This window comes from Megamonas rupellensis DSM 19944, assembly GCF_000378365.1.
GTDB lineage: Bacteria > Bacillota > Negativicutes > Selenomonadales > Selenomonadaceae > Megamonas > Megamonas funiformis.
The window spans coordinates 1-21,473 of the sequence record NZ_KB899595.1 but is presented as its reverse complement, the minus strand read 5'-3'; the positions used below and the strand labels follow the sequence as shown (position 1 = coordinate 21,473).

Below are 21,473 nucleotides of genomic sequence, written 5' to 3'. Positions count from 1 at the left end.
AGAGAAATTGGCTCAATAGTGCAAAAGATAGATAGATACTATCCAAGTTCGCAAATTTGCCATGTTTGTGGTACAAAAAATCCTGAAACTAAAAATTTGGCAGTTCGTGAGTGGATTTGCGCAAAGTGCAAAACCAGCCACAATAGAGATAGAAATGCTGCTATAAATATATGGAAGGTTGGGGCATCAACCTTCTTTGGAGAGATATAGTAAGACCTGCTATTTTAGTAGGCAAGTATCGTTTGTATCCAAGAATCCCCTGCCTTTAGGCATGGGGAGTATGTCAAACGAAATTCACTTGTTCATAGTAAAAGTGGAAAAAATGATGAAAGATATAAACCTTATAGTGATGAAATGCAATTGCAAAAAGAAATTCCACTTGTTAAAGCTATTGCTGAGCTCATTATAATAAATTCAAGTTCTATAATGTAAAAGAAAAGATAACGGATGATAAGGAATATACAGTTTTTTATTTATAATTTTATAGAAATGGTTAGTTTATTGGTCATAATATATATTATTAAACAATAAAAAAGTAATAAAAGCTTATAAGGAGATGAGAATTTTGATAAAAATTATGTTTGTATGTCATGGTAATATTTGTCGTTCAACTATGGCTGAATTTGTGATGAAAGATTTAGTGCGAAAAGCGGATTTAGCTGATAAATTTATAATCAATTCTTCAGCTACAAGTCGTGAGGAAATTGGCTGTGATACTCACTATGGTACAAAAGCAAAACTTCGTGAGATGAATATTCCATTTAGCAAGCGAAAAGCTGTGCAGATAACAAAACAAGATTATGATATGTATGATTATATTATCGTGATGGATAATAATAATTTACGCAATCTAAGCTATATTATCGGTGAAGATACAGAGCATAAAGTATATAAGATGATGTCTTTTGTCGGTGAAAATCGTGATGTAAAAGATCCATGGTATACAGATAATTTTGATGAAACATATGAAGATATAGATAAAGCTTGCAGGGCACTATTAAAGAGAATAGAATTTAACTTATAGATATTTTTTGTGAGGTGATTTATTATGGATAATAAAATTGTTGATAGTAAAGTGTATTCATTAAAAGAATTATTTTCAGATAAATTTGATGTAGATTTTTATCAAAGAGAATATGTATGGCAAAAAAACAAATGGAAGATTTAATAATGGATCTATCCTTGGAGTTTCTAAAAAATTGGAAAATAGAAGATCGTTTAAGTGATGTGAGAAATTATGATCCTTATTATATGGGGGAAATAGTTCTTTCTATAAAAGGTGGAAAAAGAAGCTCAATTATTGATGGGCAACAAAGAATTACTTCGTTAACGTTATTACTTATTTATTTAGTAAGAACTTATGGAAAAGTTAAAAATTTTCCAGAAGAAATAAAAAAATTAATTTATGATGATTATTATGGAGAACAATTATTTAATTTAGATATAGAAGAACGTAATGAGTGTATGTTATCTTTATATGAAAATGGTAAATATGATTTAAAAAGTACAGATACCATATCTGTAAAAAATTTAGTTGAACGATATAATGATATAGTGGAATGCTGGAATGAAGATATAAATGAAGAAAATGTTGTGAGTTTTACATATTGGTTAAAAGAAAAAGTAGTTTTTTCTAGAGTATGGACTAATAGTGATGAATTTGCTTATGTAATTTTTGAAACAATGAATGATAGAGGACTTTCGTTGACTCAAGTCGAAATGTTAAGAAGTTATTTATTTGCTAATATAGAAGATAATTATAGATTAAAAGCTATGAAAGATTTTGATGAGATTATAAGGAAGCTTACAAATATAAAGTTAACATCAAAATCAAAAGCTGAATTTGAATTTTTTAAAATTTATTTTAGAGGACATTATGCAGAAGATTTTGCACAAAGTAAGAATGTAAATTCTGATTTTGTTCGAATAGGTAAAGAGTTTCATCGTTGGTTTCGTGATAATAGTATTAAATTAGGATTAAAAACTTCTAACGATTTTATACAATTTTTAAATAAAATAACATATTTTGCAAATATATATGAAAAAATTAATAAAATTGTTCAAAATAGAGATACTAAAAATTATTTATATTTAATAGTAAATAGTGATTATGGTTTTACATTGCAACCAGCTTTAATTTTGGCATCTATTAAATATAATGATAGTGAAAGTACTATTGAAAAGAAAATAAAAATGATATCTAAATATTTAACAAAAATCTTATCATGGCGTGTGTGGAATCATTATAAAATTTCCCAAAGTGCTATGGAATATACTATATATAGTATGTGTAAAAAAATTAGAGATAAAAATATAGAAGAGATAAATAAAATTTTAAAAGATACTTCAAGTAATTTATTAAAGTTAGAGAATTCACCGACATTAAATAGGTCAAATAAAAATGCTATAAAAGTGTTGTTATCATTAATTACTGAAATAGTATCAAGAGCAACGAATACATCTGATTATATGCTTAATAAAGAAAAAGAAATAGAAATAGAGCATATTTGGGCTAATCATTATGAAGATCATGTAGATGAATTTACTAATAATGATGAATTTGTATCTGTTAGAAACAATATAGGAGATTTATTAGTATTACCAAGAAGTTTCAATCGTTCCTATGGAGATAAAGTATATTCCGAAAAAGTAAAACAATATTTTTCTCAAAATATTTTAACTCAAACGTTGAATGAACAAAAATATATAAATAATCCAACTTTCTTGAGATTTGTACAAGATAGTAGTTTAGCATTTAAGTCATATAATGAATTTAGAAGAACATCAATTAACGAACGTGCTGAATTATATAAAGCAATATTAGAATGGAATTGGAGATAATGAAAAAATAGGAATGATATTTTTTGTATCATTCCTATTTTTAAGTTAAAGCTTATTTTTTAGCAATTACTTCTATTTCAATCAAGGCACCTTTTGGTAATTTACTTACTTCTACACAGGAGCGAGCAGGATATGGTTGTGTAAAGTAAGTGGCATAGATTTCATTTACTTTAGCAAAATCATCAATATTTGTGATGAATACAGTTGTTTTGATTACATTTTCCCATTTTGCGCCAGAAGCGTTGATTACTGCCTGAGCATTTTTTAAAGCTTGATGAGCTTGAGCTTCGATACCTTCAGCCATTTCGCCAGTAGCAGGGTCTAAAGCGATTTGACCAGAAGCGAAAACAAGGTTGTCGATTTCGATAGCTTGGGAATAAGGTCCTACAGCACCAGGTGCATTAGTTGTTTTAATTACTTTCATAAAACTCACCTCAATAGATTTTAGTAAATGTAAATATGTATACTTAGATACAATTAATATTTTATCATTAAATGGATTGTTTGCCTATGAAATAATTTTTTAGATAATTCAAGGTTAGAAATATATCTTTATAGTAAAATTTGATATAATTAGAGTTATGTTTAAGGAAAGTGAGGTATTTTATCGTAGGTCTTTAGGCTAAGAAGATTATGGATAAAAATAGTGGACAAAATAAAAAAATAGTAAAAAAAGTAAATAAAGTGCAAATGCATATAATTTATTTATTCATAGGATTGCTCGTTTTTATTATTGGCGTCATGGCTAGATATGCTTGGGTGCAAATAGTTCGTGGAGATGAAATGTTATCTCGCTTGGAATCGCAAGTTCAAGAGTCATCTGTGCTTCATGTGCCTCGTGGTACTATCTATGATGCGGAAATGAAAGAGCTGGCGATAAGTACAATGGTTAGCTCTTTATATATTGATCCTAATCATGTGGAAGATCCAGAACAAACGGCAAGAGATGTAGCTCCTTTGATTGGACTTACCGAAAAAGATATTTTAGATGATATCGCTCAAGGTGGTGGTTTCGTTTGGGTAAAAAGACAGATGGAACCGGAAGAAACGAAGGCTTTGAAAAATTTAATGAAGGAAAAGCCTGAATATAGGGCTTGTCTTGGTTTTATTCAAGAAAGTAAAAGATATTATCCAAATGATATGTTAGCTGCCAATGTAATCGGCTTTGTGGGTACAGATGATAAAGGTTTAGATGGTATTGAGCAACAATTTGATGGCATGATAAAAGGTGAAGAACAAACTTCTTCTATTTTTACAGATGCTTTGGCTAGACCGATTATGGACTCTGTATTTTTGAAGAATTCACCTGTAGATGCTAATTGTAAAAATATCCAGTTGACTATCAATGCACAGTATCAATTTATCATTGAGAAAGCTTTGGATAAGGCGATGATGGATCATGGTGCTGAATCAGTAACAGCTATAGTAATGAACCCGAAAAATGGCGATATCTTGGCTATGGCATCTCGACCATCATATGACCCAAATAATTTCCATAAATACGATCCTAATGTTTGGAAAAATAGAGCTGTATCAGATATCTATGAACCAGGCTCTACATTTAAATCTATCGTAGCAGCTGCTGGTTTTCAGGAAAAATTAGTATCGCCAACAGATATTTTTGTTGATCCAGGAACTATTGAAGTTTCAGGTAGAACTATTCAAAACTGGAGTGGTGATAGCTTTGGTACAGTTACATTCCTTGATGTTGTAAAAAATTCTATCAATACAGGTTTTGCTCAATTAGGTTTGGAATTAGGTGGCGAACGCTTAATGAATTATGCTCGTAAATTTGGTTTTGGCGAACGTACAGGCATTGAGCTTCCAGGTGAAGAATCTGGGATTTTATTCAATCCAAAAGATATGGTTGCTTCTGACGTAGCGACTTCCTCTATTGGGCAAAGTATCGCGGTAACACCACTACAGATGATCACTGCTATGTCTGCTATAGCAAATGATGGTGTATTGTTAAAACCTCATATCGTGAAGGCTATTTATAATGCTGATGGCACAGTATATCAGCAAATGGAACGCGAAGAAGTTCGCCGTTGTATTGACTCTGATGTGGATAAGACTTTGAAATCTGTATTAGAACAAGTAGTTTCCACAGGTGGTGGTTCTAAAGCAAGTATTGAAGGTTATCATATTGCTGGTAAAACAGGTACAGCACAGAAAATCGATATGGTAAATGGCGGATATTTGCCAGGACATTATATCGCTTCATTTTGTGGTTTTGGACCAGTGGAAGACCCTCAATTCACAGTGCTTGTAATCATCAATGACCCAGCTGGTGGCGAGTACTATGGTGGTCAAGTAGCAGCACCAATAGCACATGATATATTTTTACAATTGTTTAGATATGCTAATGTAAAACCAATAAACGGCAATCAAAGTTTATTAGATGATATCAAGGGAACAGAAGCTAAAAACTAATAAATATTGATGAATTTTGAAATATATATCCATAGAAAATGAAATAATTATGTGGTAAACTTTTAATTTAATGGATTATGTTGTAAAATTAAGATTACTACATATTTAGTTACAAAAAAAGGTAGGTTAAAATAATGCTCGATATAAAATTTGTCAGAGATAACCCTGAATTAGTATTACAGAATTTAAAAAACAGAAATAATCCAATGAATCTTGACCGTTTCATGGAACTTGAAAAACAACGTCGTGAAATCATTGCTGAAACAGAAAATTTAAAAAGCCAGAAAAATGCTGTTTCTAAAAAAATCAGCGAAATGAAAAAGAATAAAGAAAATGCTGATGCTGTGATTTTAGAAATGCGTCAAGTTGGTGAAAAAATTAGCCAATTAGATAAACAGCTTCGTGAAGTTCAAGATGAATTACATGATATTTTACTTCGCATTCCAAATATGTGCCATGAATCTGTACCAGTAGGTAAAGATGATAGCGATAATCCAGAAGTTCGCCGTTGGGGTACTCCTCGTGAATTCGATTTTGAACCAAAAGCTCATTGGGATATCGGTGCAGACCTTGATATTTTAGATCCTGAAAGAGCTGCAAAAGTTACAGGTACACGTTTTACTTTCTATAAAGGTTTAGGCGCAAGACTTGAACGTGCTTTGATTAACTTCATGATGGATTTACATGTAGATAAACAAGGCTATACAGAAATGCTTGCACCATTTATCGCTAATAAAGACAGCATGACTGGTACAGGTCAGTTGCCTAAGTTCTCTGAAGATATGTTCAAACTTGAAGGCTTAGATTATTATCTCGTACCAACAGGTGAAGTTCCAGCTACTAACTTCCATAGAGATGAAATCTTAGATGGCGATAAATTACCAGAATACTACAGCGTTTATACTGCTTGCTTTAGAGCAGAAGCAGGTAGTGCTGGTCGCGATACTCGTGGCCTTATTCGTCAACATCAGTTTAACAAAGTTGAAATGATTAAATTCGTTAAACCTGAAACATCTTATGATGAATTAGAAAAAATGGTTAATAATGCAGAAGAAGTTTTACAGCTCTTAGAAATCCCTTATCATGTAGTAAAACTTTGCACAGGTGATATTGGTTTCACAGCTGCTATGACTTACGATATCGAAGTATGGCTTCCAAGCTATAATACTTATCGTGAAATTTCTTCTTGCTCTAATGTTTGCGATTATCAGGCTCGTCGTGCAAATATCAAATTCCGTCGCAGTGCAGGTGCAAAACCTGAATTTGTACACACATTGAACGGTTCTGGTCTTGCAGTAGGACGTACTGTAGCTGCTGTATTAGAAAACTATCAGCAAGCAGATGGTTCTGTAGTAATTCCCAAAGTGCTTCGTCCATACATGGGTGGCATTGAAGTAATTAAAAAACCAGAATAATATTAGTGCTAAAATAATAAGATAAATAAAAGCTCATCAATTTTGATGAGCTTTTGTCATATTAAATATAAGAGGTGATAAAATGAAAAAATTAAAAGTATTTTTAGCAGTAGGTTTATTATGTTGTGGCTTATCTATGTCTATGGCAGAGGCAAAAACTATGACTTTAGATAAGACAAAAGTATTAGTTCCTCAAGGTTTTAGCGTGGCAAATGATGATTTGAAATTCAAAAAAGGTACAGTAGTGGAATTAAATGAAAATAATGAAGTGATAACAGGTGTATTAAATCGCGATATTGCACTTCGTCCTACTGGCTGGAGAAATGTAATCAATGATTATTATGAGGAAAGTAATAATAGCATTTTCTATCCTCGTATTTTCCATCCGTTTACAAGTGTTTCTATTCCTTTCCCAACTTATGCTCATATACGCTATAAAGGCAATAAGCCTGTAACTTTTGCGACCGATGGCACTGTATTATCTGGTACTATTGATGAAGAAGTAACTGTAAGTGTGAATAAAGATAAATATGGTCTGATTACTTTTGAAGACCAATATGAATTAGGTTTTTATCCTGATGGTTCAGTGAAAAATGGTCGCTTGAGAGATGATGCTCTTTTAAGACCATATGGTTTTAAAACAGGTTTAGCTGGCGATGAAATGGCTGGATTTGTAGAATTTGCAGGCGGTAAAGATATAAGCTTTTCTAAAGAAGGATATGTAACTTCTGGAGTATTGAAAAAAGCTATTTCTTGGCAACAACCAGATGGTACAATGGTAACTTTACCAGCTAAAACAATGATTTCTTTTATCAACGGACAAGCTAGATATTGATTAAAATTTCATAAATAAAATACGAAAAAAGCACCTTAAGCTCATAGATTTAAGCCTAAGGTGCTTTATTTAATTATCTTTAGGAATGATTAAAATAATTGTTGTTCCTTTATTTAATTTGCTAGATAATCTGATTTCGATATCATGGGCATCAGCTATCCATTTGGCAATGGATAGACCAAGACCAGTACCACCAACGCCGTTTCTCGTTCTAGCACTATCTACGCGATAAAAACGCTCAAAGATTTTATCTTGTTTATCTTTAGCGATACCGATACCAGTATCTGAGATTTTTACAATCATATGTTTGACTTTATTTTCTGAGGAAATGGTGATTTTTCCGCCATCTGGCGTGTATTTTATACTATTATCTAAAAAGATACGAAGCATTTGACGCATCACTAATTCATCAGCAAAGATATATCCATCATCATTATGAGTGCAAGTTATAGTATGTTGAGGAGCTATTAATTGCGTATCTTTGGCAATATCGGCAATTAAAGGTTTTAAATTCAATGACTCTTTATGCAATACTTGACGTTTTTGGTCTGCTCTAGCTAAGAATAAGAGCTTTTCAATCAAACGTTGCATATTAATGGCTTCAGAATGAATAGCTGTGATACATTCATCAGCAGTTTGAGGGTCGTCTTTACCCCAACGAGCAAGCATATCTGAATAACCGCAAATTACAGTGGCAGGCGTGCGAAGCTCATGAGAGGCGTCGGATACGAATTGACGCTGTTGCTCAAAACCTTTTTGTAAACGCTCTAACATTAAATTAAAGGTATTAGAAAGTTCTTCTAATTCATCTCTAGTTGGTTGTACTTTGATGCGTTGATTTAAATCTTGGATTTCAATATTTTTTACAGTCGTGGTAATATCTCTTAATGGTTTTAATAATCTTCTACTGAGGAGAAAACCGCAGATAATAGAGATTATTACCCCTGCAATACCAGCATAAAAAATAGTTTCGGATAATTCTTCTAAAAATACTTTTTCTGCTGTAATCGTTCGCAAGAAATGAAGTGTATACGTTTCATCGTTTTTGACAATAGTTCTTTGCGTATAGAAAATCCAAAAATGTTTAAAATTGACAAATTTTAAATCTGAAGGTAAAAGAGCATTGCGAATGTAATCTTCAATTTGAGGATGTTCTTCTTGTCTAGCAAGTGAGTCCTGAACGTGATTGATAGATATATACATTGGCAAACTATCATAAACTATATTATTATTGCTATCTGTTACACGCATGACAACGCCAGGGATAAGGGCAGAACTTTTTACATCTTGTAGTAATTCTGGCACTGTTTCATTATTAGCTTTTTTCTCTACATAATTAGCAGATAAATTGATGGATACTTCAGCTTCGTGAAAGAGAACGTAATGTATGCCAATCAAGGTACTGCTTAAAGTTACAATTAAAATTAAGCAGAGCATGATGCTGTAGATAAAAGCTAATTTTAGGGAAATAGGCATATATTTTAAACGAGGGTGAATACACATATTTAAATAAGTTTTAAGTTTTGATAACATAGCCGATGCCTCTTACTGTATGAATGTATTTTTCATTGAAATAATCATCAATTTTGGCGCGTAAATAGCGAATATAAACATCGACTACATTGGTATCACCCATATATTCATAACCCCAGATGGATTGGAGGATTTGCTCTCTAGATAAAACATGGTCATGATTGTGTAATAAATATAAAAGTAAATCATATTCTTTTTTAGTGAGTTCAACTAATTGGTTATGAACTTTTACTTCATGACGGTCAAGATATACATGGATATTTTTAAATTTGAACACTGAAGGTTCTTCTGCAGGTTTAGTAGTAGAATTATTATGTTTGCGAAGGGTAGCACGTATTCTAGCTAGAAGTTCTTGAATAGCAAATGGCTTAGTGATATAGTCATCAGCACCGATATCAAGTCCTGTTACTTTATCATTTATTTCATCTTTTGCTGTGAGCATGATGATAGGGATATCGGATAATTTGCGCACATTTTGGCATATGGTTAATCCGTCCATATCTGGTAGCATAATATCTAGTAAGACTAAATCATAATCTTCCTGAATAATACGCTCATATGCTCGTAGCCCATTACTCTCACTGGCAGTTGAAAAACCTTCATGCTCTAGTTCCATTTGTAAAAAACGAGCAATGCGGTGTTCATCTTCTACAATTAAAATTTTGCTCATAAAAATTCCTCCTAAAAATACTTCTTACATATATAAAACCATTTTTTTTAGTAAATAAAAAGTCCTAGCGTCTATTTTTAATCTAATTTTAATTCGGATATAATTATTCTTTAATAATAATTGTTTATTATATAAGTGTAAAATGTTGGAGTTTATTTACCTGATAAAAATAATAAATAAGGATTTTATTTTTAATAAATATATAGGAGTGATAATATGAAAAAAATGTTAGCGGTAGTATTGAGTTTAGTAACTGTTTTTGTTTTAGGTACAGCTGTTGTATTCGCAGCTAAGCACCACAATAGTGCTCAAGTAACGACAATTGCAGATATTAAAGCTAACGGTTGGGACGAACAACGTGTATTAGTAGATGGCAAATTCACTGAACATATCTACAAAGATTTATATACATTTACTGATAATGAAGGAAATTCTATGACAGTAGAAGTTGATGATGATATATGGTATCAATTATCCATGGATACACCTGTACGCATTTATGCTGAAGTAGATAAAGATTGGCATGGCGGTATCGAATTAGAAGTTAAAAATATTGAAAAACGTTAAAAATAAAATATAAATTTCACGAAGAAAAGCTATTAGTTCTTATAACTGATGGCTTTTTTTGTTAAAATAATTGTATATTAGTTTGATTTAATGATATAATTAATATAAATAATTTAGTACTAAAACCATAGAGGTGAATTATATGTCAAATACAGCTGATGTAGGATACGAGACAAATGGCTATACGCTTAGAGAAGCTATTGTTGAAGCAAAACGTTGCTTGAACTGTAAAAAGCCAATGTGTCGTACGGGGTGCCCAATTAGTAATAATATTCCAGAATTTATAGATGCATTATCGCATGGCGATTTAGGTAAGGCTAGTATGATTATTGCTCAGCGTAGTAATTTACCAGCAGTTTGTGGTAGAGTTTGCCCACATGAACGTCAGTGTGAAGGTTCTTGTATTTTGGGACGTAAAGGTCAAGGAATAAAAATTGGTAAATTAGAGCGATTCATTGCCGACATGGACGGAGAACTTGAATTAGTGGCTCCAAATGTAGCGAAATCTCAGCCTGGAAATATTGCAGTAATTGGTTCAGGCCCTGCTGGTCTTACAGTAGCTGGGGATTTAGCTAAAATGGGATTTAAGGTAACAGTATTTGATTCTCAGCCAGAAGCTGGTGGAGTATTGATGTACGGTATTCCTGAATTTCGCTTACCAAAACAAGTAGTTCGTCGTGAAGTAAAACGCATTAAAAAATTAGGCGTAGATTTTAAATTAAATATCATGGTAGGCACAGAAATTACAGTAGATGAATTATTTAATCAGGGCTTTGATGCTATTTTTATCGGTACTGGTAATGCTTTATCTAAATCTTTACCAATAGATGGTGCTAAATTAAAAGGAGTAATTCAAGCAACATATTTCTTGCAGATGGTGGAATTATCCAATAGCAATAGCGTTGACCCTAATGAAGTGCCAATCAAAGAAGGCGATGAAGTAGTGGTAATTGGCGGTGGTAATACTGCTATGGACGCTGCTCGTACAGCTATGCGTTGCGGTGCAAAATCTGTAAAAGTTGTAAATCGTCGTCGTGAAGAAGATATGGCAGCTTTAAAATCTGAAATAGATGCAGCTAAAGAAGAAGATGTAGAAATACACGCTTTAAGAGGTCCTGTAGAAATCACAGGAGAAGATGCAGTAACAGGTATAAAATGTTCGGTACGTGAATTTGATGAAGCATTAGACAAAGTCGTAGATACAGATGGACGAGAATATTTCTCTGCAAATAAAATAATCATTGCTATAGGACAAAAACCTGCTAGCAGAATTGTAGACTCTACAAGCGGTATTGATGTAGATGAAAATGGATTTGTAAAAACTCGTGAAAAACCATATGGTATGACTATGCGACATGGAGTTTTCTCTGGTGGAGATGTAGTTAATGGACCAGCTACTGTAGTTGTAGCTATGAAAGATGCTCAAAAAGTAGCTCAAGGTATAGCTCAATATGTAGAAGCCAAGAAACTCATGGAAGAATGTGGCATGAAAATGGTTGATTAATATATTGTAATTTAATCTATTTTGATGAAATAAAAAAAGATGTTTTGAGATATATATTCTCAAAGCATCTTTTTTATTTAAAATTTAGTGTATAAAGCGATAGCCTTTCCTAGTATGCGGAAATTATCGCAATTATTTTTTGAGAAAACCATTGGTTTATATTTAGGATTTTCAGAGCGCAGTTGCACTGTATCATCTACGAAATAAACACGCTTTAGAGTAGCACTATCATTGACTAAGACAGCAGCGATTTCTCCATTTTCTACAGTTGATTGTTGTTTGATAAAAACAATATCACCATCATTGATGCGAGCGTTAATCATGCTATCACCATGGATACGTAGACAAAAATCAGCATCATTATCATCATAAGGCAAATAACCTTCAATATTTTCTTGAGCTAAGATGGGAATACCAGCAGCGATTTTGCCTAAGATAGGAAGTCGTTTAACATTTTCTTCGCTAGAAGTATCTTCCAAGAAAATATTTGGAGATACATTTAAGACTTCAGCTATTTTTAGGATATTTTTATATTTGGGCTGATAATTTCCCGATAAGTATTCGCTGATAGAAGATTTATTAATTTTAGTTAAACGTGCTAGTTCATTTTGTTTCATATTTTTTTCTTGAAGTAATTTTTTTAAAGTAATCGCAAATGTTGACATAGCTTCACCACCTGTATTATTCAGCTTTTAAAGGTCGCATGAATAAATTTAATAATTCTTCTTTAGGATTTTTATGATTGATTACAATTTCATTGATTACAGCGCAAATTGGTAATTCTACATGATGTTTGTCAGCAAGTTTTAAGAGAGCTTGCATAGTGTAAATACCTTCGGCTAATTTGCTAAATGGTTTGTTTAAGACAAAATCTTCACCAAAACAACGGTTATTGCTATATGCTGAAAATAAAGTAGCTTCATAATCGCCAAGATGGCTAAGACCATATACTGTCATATTATTTCCGCCTAAAGCTTTGATTAAATTAGATAATTCATAAGTACCACGTGCCATTAGAGCGCCTTTTAAGCTAGTGTAGTGCATACCGTCGAGCATACCGGCAGCAATACCTACTACATTTTTGGCAGCAGCTCCAATCTCTGTACCGATTAAATCTTCGCTATAGTAAAAACGAATTAAATCACTGCTAAAAATATTGATAATATGTTTACTGATATCTGTATTTTTGGCTGAAATGACCATGCAATTAGGAATGCCTTTTAAGAAATCTTGAACATGACCAGGACCTACCCAAACACCTACATTGCAATCTTCGCCAATTTCTTCAGTGAATACTTCAGATAGACGCTTTCCTGTTGAAATTTCAAGACCTTTCATACATAGAATAAATGTTTTTTGCATATATAAATCAGTCTTTTTGATTTCCTTAGCTAGGTTTCGCAATTGTTGAGAGCTGATGGAGATGATGATTGTATCTGCAAAATTTAATGCGAGTTTCAAATCATTTGTATAAGTAATATCAGGAGATAGACTAAGGTATTCATTTTGATGTGTAGTTTGTAGCTGTTCTAGATGTTTAGAGCCTTCTCTACCCCAGATTTTTACATTATGACCAATATGATTGGCATACCAAGCATGAAAGCTTGCCCAACGACCACAGCCAAGAACAGATATATTCATAAAAAATCCTCCTAGAATTTTATTTTTTGTATTAATTAATCTTCTTAAGAATATGTCATTTTTGTGATTTATTTCATAACTATTAATTATATCATAGCAAAAAAAGTAGAAGATATATATTGGAAATAGCGATTTTATTTTATTTTTATGTAGGAAAAGCGTATTTGTTCAACTTTCTAATCTATGCTAAAATAAGATATAAAAAGATCAATAGATATGGGGTGTGGGTATGAATTTCAAATTTTTGCATAGTAATATATATGTTTTAGATTTAGAAAAATCAATTGATTTTTATAATAAAGCCTTAGGCTTGAAAGAAGTAGACCGTTTAGATACACCAGAATTTACTTTAGTTTATATGGGCGATGATGAAACAACTCATCAATTAGAATTATCATGGATAAAAGGTCAAAAAGAAGCTTATAATTTAGGTGATAATACATTCCATATAGCTTTTGAAGTAGACGATTATGAAAAAGCGCATGAACTTCATGAAAAAATGGGTTGCATTTGCTATGAAAATAAAGAAATGGGTATTTATTTTATCAATGACCCAGATGGAAACTGGATGGAAGTAATTCCTAAAGGAAGATTTTAACTTAATGGGCAAAAATTGCCTAATTTATACAAAATATTGATAAATAAAATGTAAATCATTATATAAATTCAGGTTAGGGACTAGCCGTAGTGCTTGGCAGATATAGTTAGATTACTAATTATTTTCCAAGAAGCTCTCATTTCTTAATGAAGAGTAGTTCACTTTTAGATAAAAAAGGGGCAAAATAATTCGATGGATAACAAAAAATTTCAAGAAATGATTGATGAATTTACACTTGATAGCGATGCCATAAAAGATGTAGCAGCATCTTTTCGCTATGATATAGAACATGGCGTAAAAGAAACAGGAGAATCTTCTTTACGTATGTTACCATCTTATATCGGTTTACCTACTGGTAGAGAAACAGGAGAATACTTAGCACTTGATTTTGGTGGCACAAATCTTCGTGTAGTTTTAATTCGTTTAGATGGTGAAGGCAAATTCGAAGTTATTAAAAAAGTTGCTAAACCATTAGTAGTGCCAGGCGAATATGATTTTATTTGCGCTGATGCAAATGCTGATGAATTATTTGATTTTATCGCTGATATGGTAGAAGAAGCTGTTGATGGCAATCGCGATAAAAAATACTTATTAGGACATACTTTCTCCTTCCCATCTTCTCAGACAAATATTTATAATGCACGTCTTATTATTTGGACTAAAGAATTTGCTACAAAAGGCGTTGAAGGCGAAGTTGTAAATGATTTATTAAAAGCAGCTTTAGCTCGTAAAAATCTTACAAATGTTGAACCAACAGCAGTTATCAATGATACAGTAGCAGTTTTATTAGCAGCTGCATACAAATTAGGTAATGTAAATATTGGTTCTATCTATGCTACAGGTCATAATACATGCTATTATGAAACATTCACTGGCATGGGTAAACCTGCAATGGTTATAAATATGGAATCTGGCGGATTTAATAAACTCGCTATCAATAAATACGATTACAAATTAGATATGGAATCTGAAAAACCATATGAACAACGTTTAGAAAAAATGGTTTCTGGTCGTTATATGGGTGAATTATTGTCTTATTGCTTAGATGATGCTTGGAATATTGGCAAAGTAGAATTCACAAGTATTGATATATCCACTATTTTAGCTGATAACAGCGATAATTTAGATGGAGTATGTGATTTATTAAAAGCAAAAATCAATGCAGATATAACTACAGATGATGCTATTTGGGTAAAAGCTTTAGCTGAAACAATTGCTAGCCGTTCTGCAAGATTAGTAGTTGCTACTTATTGCGGTATTATGTGGCATTTATATCCAAATGGTGGCATTCCAAAACAATTTGTAGCTGTAGATGGTTCTGTATATGAAAAAATGCCTACAATAAAAGACAATATGCAAAAAGCTATTTATGAAATTTTAGGCGAAGAAGCTGACAAATTAGAACTTGTATTAGAAAATGGTGGTTCTGCACTTGGTGCAGCACTCGCTGCAGCTATGGAACCTGTTGAATGCTAATTTAAAGAGGAAAAAACAATGAAGCAGTTATTATCGTTAAATTTAAAACAAAAATTGTTAATGACACCAAAACTTCAGCAATCCATAAATATTTTACAATTATCTGCCCATGAATTAGGCGAACTCATCGAAAAAGAATATATGGAAAATCCGACTTTAGAAATAGACTCAAGCTCAGAACATGAGCTTGAGCCTGCTTCTAACTTTGATAAAACTATGGATTTTTTAGAATACTTAAACAAAGATGATGAAAAGCCTGAACCTGTAGCAAATGACGATGATTTTAAAGTAAAAGAGTTCACGAGAAATAATCAGACATTAGAAGAATATTTATCAGAACAAGTGGATTTTACTTTTAACGATAAACAAGAGATAAAAGTAGCTAGATATATCATTGGATTATTAGATGCAGCAGGATATTTAAGAGTGAGTATAGCTGAAATATCATCTTTATTGAAAATAAATGAAAAGATAATAGAAAATGTTTTGGCAAAAATTCAAATATTAGAACCAATAGGAATTGCGGCGAGAGATTTACCAGAGTGTTTAGCTATACAGGCAAAGAAAATTAATGTATATGACGGAATTATAAAAGCTATTATAGATAAATATTTACCAAAAGTAGCTGAGGGAAAAATAAAAGAGATAGCTACATTAGAAAATGTAGAACCTATACAAGTACAAGAGGCGATAGATATAATTCGCACTTTTAACCCAAAACCAGGAGCATCTTTTGGTAAAGAAAATTTAGAATATATTGTACCTGATGTAGTAGTTAGGGATATTAACGGACAGTTAGAAGTAATTATAAATGAAACGAATGTACCTAAATTACGAGTAAACAGTCTTTGCTATAAAAGAGATATATTAGATACGCATAGTAAAAAATATATTGAGCAACATGTAAATTCTGCCATTTGGTTGATTAAAAGTATAGAACAAAGACGTATAACTTTATTGAAAGTAGTAAATGAGATTGTAAAACAACAAGAAATGGTATTTTATAAAGGCTTATCCTATATGAAGCCTTTACTTATGAAAACTGTTGCTGAAAATATTGGTGTACATGAATCAACTGTTAGTAGAACAGTTGCTAATAAATATATGGAAATGCCTTATGGTATAGTGGCTTTAAAGAAGTTTTTTGCAGGTAGTGTAAGCAAACAAAACGGAGAAGAAGACATAATCGCTGATAAGGTAAAAGCAAAAATAAAAGAACTCATTGAAAATGAAAATAAAGCAAAACCGCTTAGTGACCAACAATTAACAAATATCTTGAATGAAAATGGTATGAAAATATCACGAAGAACAGTTATGAAATATAGGGAACAATTAGGCTTTGCTTCTTCATCTAAACGCAAAAGATATTAGAACTTAAAAATATTTTAAACAGATAGAAGATTGAAGAATTTTCTATCTGTTTTATTTAGTAGGGAGAATAAAGTGAAATTAAAAAAATTTTTTATAAGAACTGTATTAGCTGTAAGCATTTTAAATTTTATGAATGTAAATTTAACCTTTGCACAAGTTCCTTCCAAACAAGCTTTAGTGCAAACAAAAGAAGCTAAAATAAAAACAGATAAGATGGATAATACAGGTAATATTGATAAAGATACGGATAAAAAAGAAAAAACTACAATATTAGCTAAAGAAGAAAATATCATACCAAGTAAAACTTTAGATAATGCTACTGAAAATAAAGTCGAAAATGTAGAGTTTAAGTCAGCTATTTTAAATTGGCCAGAAATCCCAAATGCTGTTATGTATGAATTAATTGTAAAAAATATAGATACGCAAGAAGTATTATTTACAAAATACAATATCTATGCATCTGGCTATCAATTAGATAATAGTGAAGTGAATTTATCACAGAATTTAAAATGGCAAGTCAGAGGTTTAGATGAAAATAAAGTGCCAGTATCAGATTATACAAAACCTAGATTATTACACAAGGGGGAAATGTATAAACTCAATTGGCAAAACAAGGGTGATGAATATAAATTAGAAGATTTTAGCAGACGTGAATATACTACATATTTAGTGGCAAAAGATGTAGAAATATCACCGCTAAAAATCACTACTCATTTTGATAAAATGGATTATATGCCAGTTTATCCAGTATATTCATGGGTGCCTGTAAAAAATGCAGACCATTATAAAATAGATGTATTTTATGTACCTAAATATGATTTTAATAATATAGAAAAAATAGCATCATATACTTGCCCACAAGGCATGGATTATTATGATAATAAAGCTTATACAAAAAAAGGACTTTATTTTTTCAATGTACAGGCATATGACGAAAATAATCATAAATTAGCTGAAGCTAAAAATAGTTATTTCACTGTAAAACAAGATAATGTAAAAGTGGCAGCATTAGGCGATAGTATCACTCATGGAGGGGGAGCTGTAAGCACTCCACCTAGTGCGACTTTATATAATTGGGAAACTTATGCTAATTTGCCTGTATTAAATATTGGTTTTAGTGGAAATTTAACCTCAAATATGTTAAATCGTTTTGATAATGATGTATTATCATTTAATCCTAAGATATTGGTTGTTATGGGGGGTGTAAATGATATACGTACAGGGGTGAAAGCGGAAACTGTAATTAATAATTTAAAATCGATAAAACAAAAATGTCAGCAACATAATATTATTCCTGTATTTTTAACAGTAACTTCTGTAAATCCATCAAGAATGAAATCTGTTATAAATTTAGATATCAGTGAAGGGTGGGATAAAGAACGTTTAAAAATAAATGAATGGATAGAAAAACAACCGTATCATGTAGATGTGGCATCAGGTTTGATGGATGAGCAAGGTTATTTAGCAGATAATATGACAACTGATGGTTTACATCCTGATTTTGAAGGTAAAAAACATATCGGAGAATTAGTAGGTGATTATTTACAAGCTAATTTTCCAGATATTGTAAATAATTGATGGAAATTTAATTTAGGAGCAAATATATGGCAACTGTAGAACAAGTAAAAAAAGCTTTAGTAGCTGTAGAAGAATTATGTGGAAAATGTCCAGTTTGTACGTCTGATTGCCCTGTAGCAATAGCGAAAAGAGCTTTGTCTGGTCTAAAATATGATATAGAAGCGTATGAACAATATCAAAGTGAATTGGATAATGAAATGAATAATGAATTAAAATGATGGTGAGGATTTTATGAAGAAAATTTGTTGGTTAGCAACAGGCGGTACTATAGCTTCACGTCCTAGTGAAAATGGACTTGTACCAGGATTTATAGCTAAAGAAATGTTAGAGATGGTACCGAATTTAAAAGATTATGGTCATATAGATTGTTATGATATCATGCAGTTAGATAGCACAAATCTACAACCAGAAGATTGGCAATATATCGCAGGTTATATTGAAAAATTATATGAACAATATGATGGTTTTGTAATAACTCATGGTACAGATACATTGAATTGGACATGTTGTGCGCTTCATTATATGTTGGAGAATTTAGCAAAACCTGTAGTGGTAATTGGTTCACAACTAACTATTGAAGAAGAAAATACTGATGCAAAATTTAATTTAAATGCAGCTTTTGCGATGGCAAGTTCAGAAAAAACAGGTGTATTTGCTGTTTGTGGCGGTCAAATAATAGAAGGTTTATGGGCTAAAAAATTATATAGTGAAGATATGCGTTCAATTCAAAGTATAAATAAAATGCCAGTAGCTACTTTTGAAGAAAATAATATAAAATGGAATGAATATGAAAATCCTCAAGTGAATGGAATTTTTAAAGTTCATAGTGATTTAGAATTAAAAGTAGCACAAATAAAAATCATGCCAGGATTAGATAGTGAACTTTTATTTAATTTAGCTAAAATGGGTTATAAAGGTATAGTTATCGAAGCATATGGTGCAGGTGGAATACCTTTTGCTAAAGATAAACAAAGAGATATTGTAGGCGCTATTGAAGAACTTAGTAAACAAGGTGTGAAAATTGTTTGTACTACACAATGTTTATTTGATGGAGTGCATATGGATAGATATGAAGTTGGTATAAAAGCTTGTAAAGCAGGCGTAATACCAGCAGGAAAATTATCAGTAGAAGCAGCTACAGTAAAATTAATGGTAGATTTAGCAAAAAAATAAGAGCTATAAAAGATAAAATAAAAAAGGAGAAATGGAATTTAAATTCCATTTCTCCTTTTTTATATGATTGTTAAATAAATCGTTTTTCAATGTAACGAAGTCTAAAAAATAATAATACAGCAGAAGTAGCAACACCAAGTACCATACTTTGCCAATAAGCAAATGCGCCTTGAGTCATGAAATAGTCGAGAAACATACCTAAAGGTAAGCAAATACCCCAATAAGCAAGCATACTTACATAAAAGGCAGCTTTTACATCTTTGTAACCACGCAAGATACCTTGGATTGGACAAGCAATCGCATCGAATAATTGCCATGCTGCCGTATAAATTAAGAAATGAGCAATATATGTTAATAAAGTAGTATCTGTAGCATATAAAAGTGCTATATAATCACGGAAGTAAAATACTAAGCCGACAATTGATAATACGCAAAGGAAGGATACAATCAAACCTAGATAAGCATATTTTTTAGCCTCTAAATATCGTTTAGCCCCTACTTCAATACCAATGATGATTGTTAAAGCTAGAGAAAAGCTCAATGGCAACATATATAAAACACTAGAAAAACTCATAGCTGCTTGATGAGCTGCTATATAATTTGTACCGAATTTACTGATGAAGATGATGATAAAACCAAATAAACTAGCTTCCATAAAAATACCCATGCCATTAGGAATACCAATACCTAAATATTCTTTGATACTTTTTAAGGAAAATTTAAAATTGAATAAAGCTAGATTTTTAAATTGAGGATTATTGATAATTATAGCGATAAAAATAAATAGTAAAATATAATAAGTGATAGCAGTTGCTATACCTGCACCGATACCACCTAATTTAGGGGCACCAAAATTACCATAGATGAAACAATAGTTTAAAAAGGCATTGATAGGTAATGCTAATAGATAAATTTTCATGGAAACAGCAGTGCCTGCTACAGTATCTGTTAAAGAACGAAGTGGAAAAGTTAATAAGCCACCACTTAAACCAATGATTAAAGCTAACATATAGTATTTAGCTATATAATATACATCAGGTTCAAGTGTTAAGATAGCTAAAATATCATCAATAAAGAAGAAATAAGCTAAAAGTAAAATCAATTCGATAATAATAGATAAAATTAGTCCGGAATGAATAACGGTAGCTATGCCATCTTTTTCATTTTTACCAATCAAATGGGCGATTATAGGCGTAGCAGCCATTAAAATACCTGTAGAGCTTGCAATAATAGGCATCATAAGGCTTCCACCGATGGATGAACCAGCGAGTTGTTCTGCACCAGCATGACCAGACATTGTAGCATCAAAAAAGTTCATGCCAATGATTGCTAATTGCGTAGCTAATACAGGTAACATAACATTAATAAGTCGGCGTAATCTATACATTGTACGTAAGTTTAACATAGAAAAAACCTCGGTTTGAAATATTTTTTTCTATTATAAAGTATAGTGTCGCCCTATAGTCAATCTGTTTTTAGAAAAAGATTTTATCTATTTTTGTACAATAAGTTTAATTCTATAATTAATGATTGTATTATATAAATTTTTAAATGATAAGAGTCTATTAAAAAGGGGCAAACTTTTTAAAAGCAATAAAAAAAGGAAATACTTCAAACTACTAAAAAGCCTTTAAATACTAGATTTATCAAGACTTTGAAACACTTTGAAATATTTCCCTGTATCATTTAATTTAATGGCGGAGAGTGTGGGAACGTCTTATAATATCAATACTTTTCAGCCATTTTATTAAAAAAGGGGCAAAAAAGGGGAATATCACATAAATCACATCTATATAAATACTCAAACCTAGCAATTTTTTACTTTGCTAGGTTTATTT

20 protein-coding genes are annotated in these 21,473 nt (G+C 31.5%); 14 read left to right on the top strand and 6 right to left on the bottom strand.

All coding sequences use genetic code 11. From position 1 onward, the window contains the following. From F553_RS11855 to F553_RS0109395, 3 genes are all read left to right on the top strand, one after another. Positions 1–210, top strand: a 210-nt coding sequence (locus tag F553_RS11855) for a zinc ribbon domain-containing protein (RefSeq protein ID WP_018999903.1), incomplete at its 5' end; no start/stop codon positions are given. A gap of 355 nt (positions 211–565) precedes the next feature. Next, complete coding sequence (locus F553_RS0109405) at positions 566–1,024, top strand: low molecular weight protein-tyrosine-phosphatase (RefSeq protein ID WP_018999902.1); 459 nt, start codon at positions 566–568, stop codon at positions 1,022–1,024. 116 nt (positions 1,025–1,140) lie between these two features. Beyond that, positions 1,141–2,841, top strand: a complete 1,701-nt coding sequence (locus F553_RS0109395) for a DUF262 domain-containing protein (RefSeq protein WP_018999900.1) — start codon at positions 1,141–1,143, stop codon at positions 2,839–2,841. Positions 2,842–2,893: 52 nt separating this feature from the next. On the opposite strand, the gene F553_RS0109390 is transcribed toward F553_RS0109395, so the two are convergent. After that, positions 2,894–3,265 (bottom strand): RidA family protein, encoded by a 372-nt coding sequence (locus tag F553_RS0109390; protein WP_008539343.1) that lies wholly within the window; start codon positions 3,263–3,265, stop codon positions 2,894–2,896. 209 nt (positions 3,266–3,474) lie between these two features. On the opposite strand from F553_RS0109390, the gene F553_RS0109385 reads away from it, so the two are divergent. The 3 genes from F553_RS0109385 to F553_RS0109375 all read left to right on the top strand — a co-directional run bounded on the left by F553_RS0109385 (position 3,475) and on the right by F553_RS0109375 (position 7,524). Continuing rightward, entirely contained in the window at positions 3,475–5,274 is a 1,800-nt protein-coding gene (locus F553_RS0109385) for a peptidoglycan D,D-transpeptidase FtsI family protein (RefSeq protein ID WP_018999899.1), read from the top strand. A gap of 134 nt (positions 5,275–5,408) precedes the next feature. Continuing rightward, positions 5,409–6,689: a serine--tRNA ligase gene (serS, locus tag F553_RS0109380; RefSeq protein ID WP_008539345.1), complete on the top strand. Its 1,281-nt coding sequence runs from the start codon at positions 5,409–5,411 to the stop codon at positions 6,687–6,689. A gap of 82 nt (positions 6,690–6,771) precedes the next feature. Then, positions 6,772–7,524, top strand: coding sequence for a hypothetical protein (locus F553_RS0109375; RefSeq protein ID WP_018999898.1), 753 nt, complete (start codon positions 6,772–6,774; stop codon positions 7,522–7,524). Between the two features lie 69 nt (positions 7,525–7,593). On the opposite strand, the gene F553_RS0109370 is transcribed toward F553_RS0109375, so the two are convergent. Both F553_RS0109370 and F553_RS0109365 read right to left on the bottom strand, forming a co-directional pair. After that, the gene (locus F553_RS0109370) at positions 7,594–9,057 is read right to left on the bottom strand and encodes a sensor histidine kinase (RefSeq protein ID WP_018999897.1); all 1,464 of its coding nucleotides are present in this window, start codon (positions 9,055–9,057) and stop codon (positions 7,594–7,596) included. After that, entirely contained in the window at positions 9,041–9,727 is a 687-nt protein-coding gene (locus tag F553_RS0109365; protein ID WP_008539350.1) for a response regulator transcription factor, read from the bottom strand. The genes F553_RS0109370 and F553_RS0109365 overlap by 17 nt, the downstream gene beginning before the upstream one ends. A gap of 216 nt (positions 9,728–9,943) precedes the next feature. Here F553_RS0109365 and F553_RS0109360 point away from each other — a divergent pair, with 216 nt between their 5' ends. Continuing rightward, on the top strand, positions 9,944–10,294 hold the full coding sequence (locus tag F553_RS0109360) for a NirD/YgiW/YdeI family stress tolerance protein (RefSeq protein ID WP_018999896.1): 351 nt from the start codon (positions 9,944–9,946) through the stop codon (positions 10,292–10,294). Positions 10,295–10,436: 142 nt separating this feature from the next. Then, positions 10,437–11,798, top strand: a complete 1,362-nt coding sequence (locus F553_RS0109355; RefSeq protein WP_018999895.1) for an NAD(P)-dependent oxidoreductase — start codon at positions 10,437–10,439, stop codon at positions 11,796–11,798. 77 nt (positions 11,799–11,875) lie between these two features. Here F553_RS0109355 and F553_RS0109350 read toward each other — a convergent pair whose 3' ends face one another. Both F553_RS0109350 and F553_RS0109345 read right to left on the bottom strand, forming a co-directional pair. Further along, entirely contained in the window at positions 11,876–12,463 is a 588-nt protein-coding gene (locus tag F553_RS0109350; protein ID WP_018999894.1) for a LexA family protein, read from the bottom strand. Positions 12,464–12,479: 16 nt separating this feature from the next. Further along, a complete protein-coding gene (locus F553_RS0109345; RefSeq protein WP_015561888.1) occupies positions 12,480–13,439 on the bottom strand; it encodes an NAD(P)H-dependent glycerol-3-phosphate dehydrogenase in 960 nt (319 codons plus the stop codon). Positions 13,440–13,668: 229 nt separating this feature from the next. On the opposite strand from F553_RS0109345, the gene F553_RS0109340 reads away from it, so the two are divergent. The 6 genes from F553_RS0109340 (at position 13,669) to F553_RS0109315 (ending at position 19,635) form a co-directional block, all read left to right on the top strand. Further along, positions 13,669–14,037: a VOC family protein gene (locus F553_RS0109340; RefSeq protein ID WP_018999893.1), complete on the top strand. Its 369-nt coding sequence runs from the start codon at positions 13,669–13,671 to the stop codon at positions 14,035–14,037. Between the two features lie 192 nt (positions 14,038–14,229). Next, entirely contained in the window at positions 14,230–15,513 is a 1,284-nt protein-coding gene (locus tag F553_RS0109335; RefSeq protein WP_018999892.1) for a hexokinase family protein, read from the top strand. Positions 15,514–15,531: 18 nt separating this feature from the next. Then, the gene (gene rpoN / locus F553_RS0109330; RefSeq protein WP_018999891.1) at positions 15,532–16,884 is read left to right on the top strand and encodes an RNA polymerase factor sigma-54; all 1,353 of its coding nucleotides are present in this window, start codon (positions 15,532–15,534) and stop codon (positions 16,882–16,884) included. Between the two features lie 72 nt (positions 16,885–16,956). Then, complete coding sequence (locus F553_RS0109325; RefSeq protein WP_018999890.1) at positions 16,957–18,462, top strand: SGNH/GDSL hydrolase family protein; 1,506 nt, start codon at positions 16,957–16,959, stop codon at positions 18,460–18,462. A gap of 26 nt (positions 18,463–18,488) precedes the next feature. Next, positions 18,489–18,680, top strand: coding sequence for a hypothetical protein (locus F553_RS0109320; RefSeq protein WP_018999889.1), 192 nt, complete (start codon positions 18,489–18,491; stop codon positions 18,678–18,680). Positions 18,681–18,693: 13 nt separating this feature from the next. Next, positions 18,694–19,635, top strand: a complete 942-nt coding sequence (locus F553_RS0109315) for an asparaginase (RefSeq protein ID WP_018999888.1) — start codon at positions 18,694–18,696, stop codon at positions 19,633–19,635. A 70-nt stretch (positions 19,636–19,705) separates the two neighbouring features. On the opposite strand, the gene F553_RS0109310 is transcribed toward F553_RS0109315, so the two are convergent. After that, entirely contained in the window at positions 19,706–21,040 is a 1,335-nt protein-coding gene (locus F553_RS0109310) for an MATE family efflux transporter (protein WP_018999887.1), read from the bottom strand. Positions 21,041–21,473: the final 433 nt, after the last annotated feature.

Coding starts and splice junctions, on each gene's coding strand:
- F553_RS0109395 (WP_018999900.1), top strand. CDS start 1,141: ATGGCAAAAAAACAAATGGAAGATTTAATAATGGATCTATCCTTGGAG.
- F553_RS0109390 (WP_008539343.1), bottom strand. CDS start 3,265: ATGAAAGTAATTAAAACAACTAATGCACCTGGTGCTGTAGGACCTTAT.
- F553_RS0109385 (WP_018999899.1), top strand. CDS start 3,475: ATGGATAAAAATAGTGGACAAAATAAAAAAATAGTAAAAAAAGTAAAT.
- serS (WP_008539345.1), top strand. CDS start 5,409: ATGCTCGATATAAAATTTGTCAGAGATAACCCTGAATTAGTATTACAG.
- F553_RS0109375 (WP_018999898.1), top strand. CDS start 6,772: ATGAAAAAATTAAAAGTATTTTTAGCAGTAGGTTTATTATGTTGTGGC.
- F553_RS0109370 (WP_018999897.1), bottom strand. CDS start 9,057: ATGTTATCAAAACTTAAAACTTATTTAAATATGTGTATTCACCCTCGT.
- F553_RS0109365 (WP_008539350.1), bottom strand. CDS start 9,727: ATGAGCAAAATTTTAATTGTAGAAGATGAACACCGCATTGCTCGTTTT.
- F553_RS0109360 (WP_018999896.1), top strand. CDS start 9,944: ATGAAAAAAATGTTAGCGGTAGTATTGAGTTTAGTAACTGTTTTTGTT.
- F553_RS0109355 (WP_018999895.1), top strand. CDS start 10,437: ATGTCAAATACAGCTGATGTAGGATACGAGACAAATGGCTATACGCTT.
- F553_RS0109350 (WP_018999894.1), bottom strand. CDS start 12,463: ATGTCAACATTTGCGATTACTTTAAAAAAATTACTTCAAGAAAAAAAT.
- F553_RS0109345 (WP_015561888.1), bottom strand. CDS start 13,439: ATGAATATATCTGTTCTTGGCTGTGGTCGTTGGGCAAGCTTTCATGCT.
- F553_RS0109340 (WP_018999893.1), top strand. CDS start 13,669: ATGAATTTCAAATTTTTGCATAGTAATATATATGTTTTAGATTTAGAA.
- F553_RS0109335 (WP_018999892.1), top strand. CDS start 14,230: ATGGATAACAAAAAATTTCAAGAAATGATTGATGAATTTACACTTGAT.
- rpoN (WP_018999891.1), top strand. CDS start 15,532: ATGAAGCAGTTATTATCGTTAAATTTAAAACAAAAATTGTTAATGACA.
- F553_RS0109320 (WP_018999889.1), top strand. CDS start 18,489: ATGGCAACTGTAGAACAAGTAAAAAAAGCTTTAGTAGCTGTAGAAGAA.
- F553_RS0109315 (WP_018999888.1), top strand. CDS start 18,694: ATGAAGAAAATTTGTTGGTTAGCAACAGGCGGTACTATAGCTTCACGT.
- F553_RS0109310 (WP_018999887.1), bottom strand. CDS start 21,040: ATGTTAAACTTACGTACAATGTATAGATTACGCCGACTTATTAATGTT.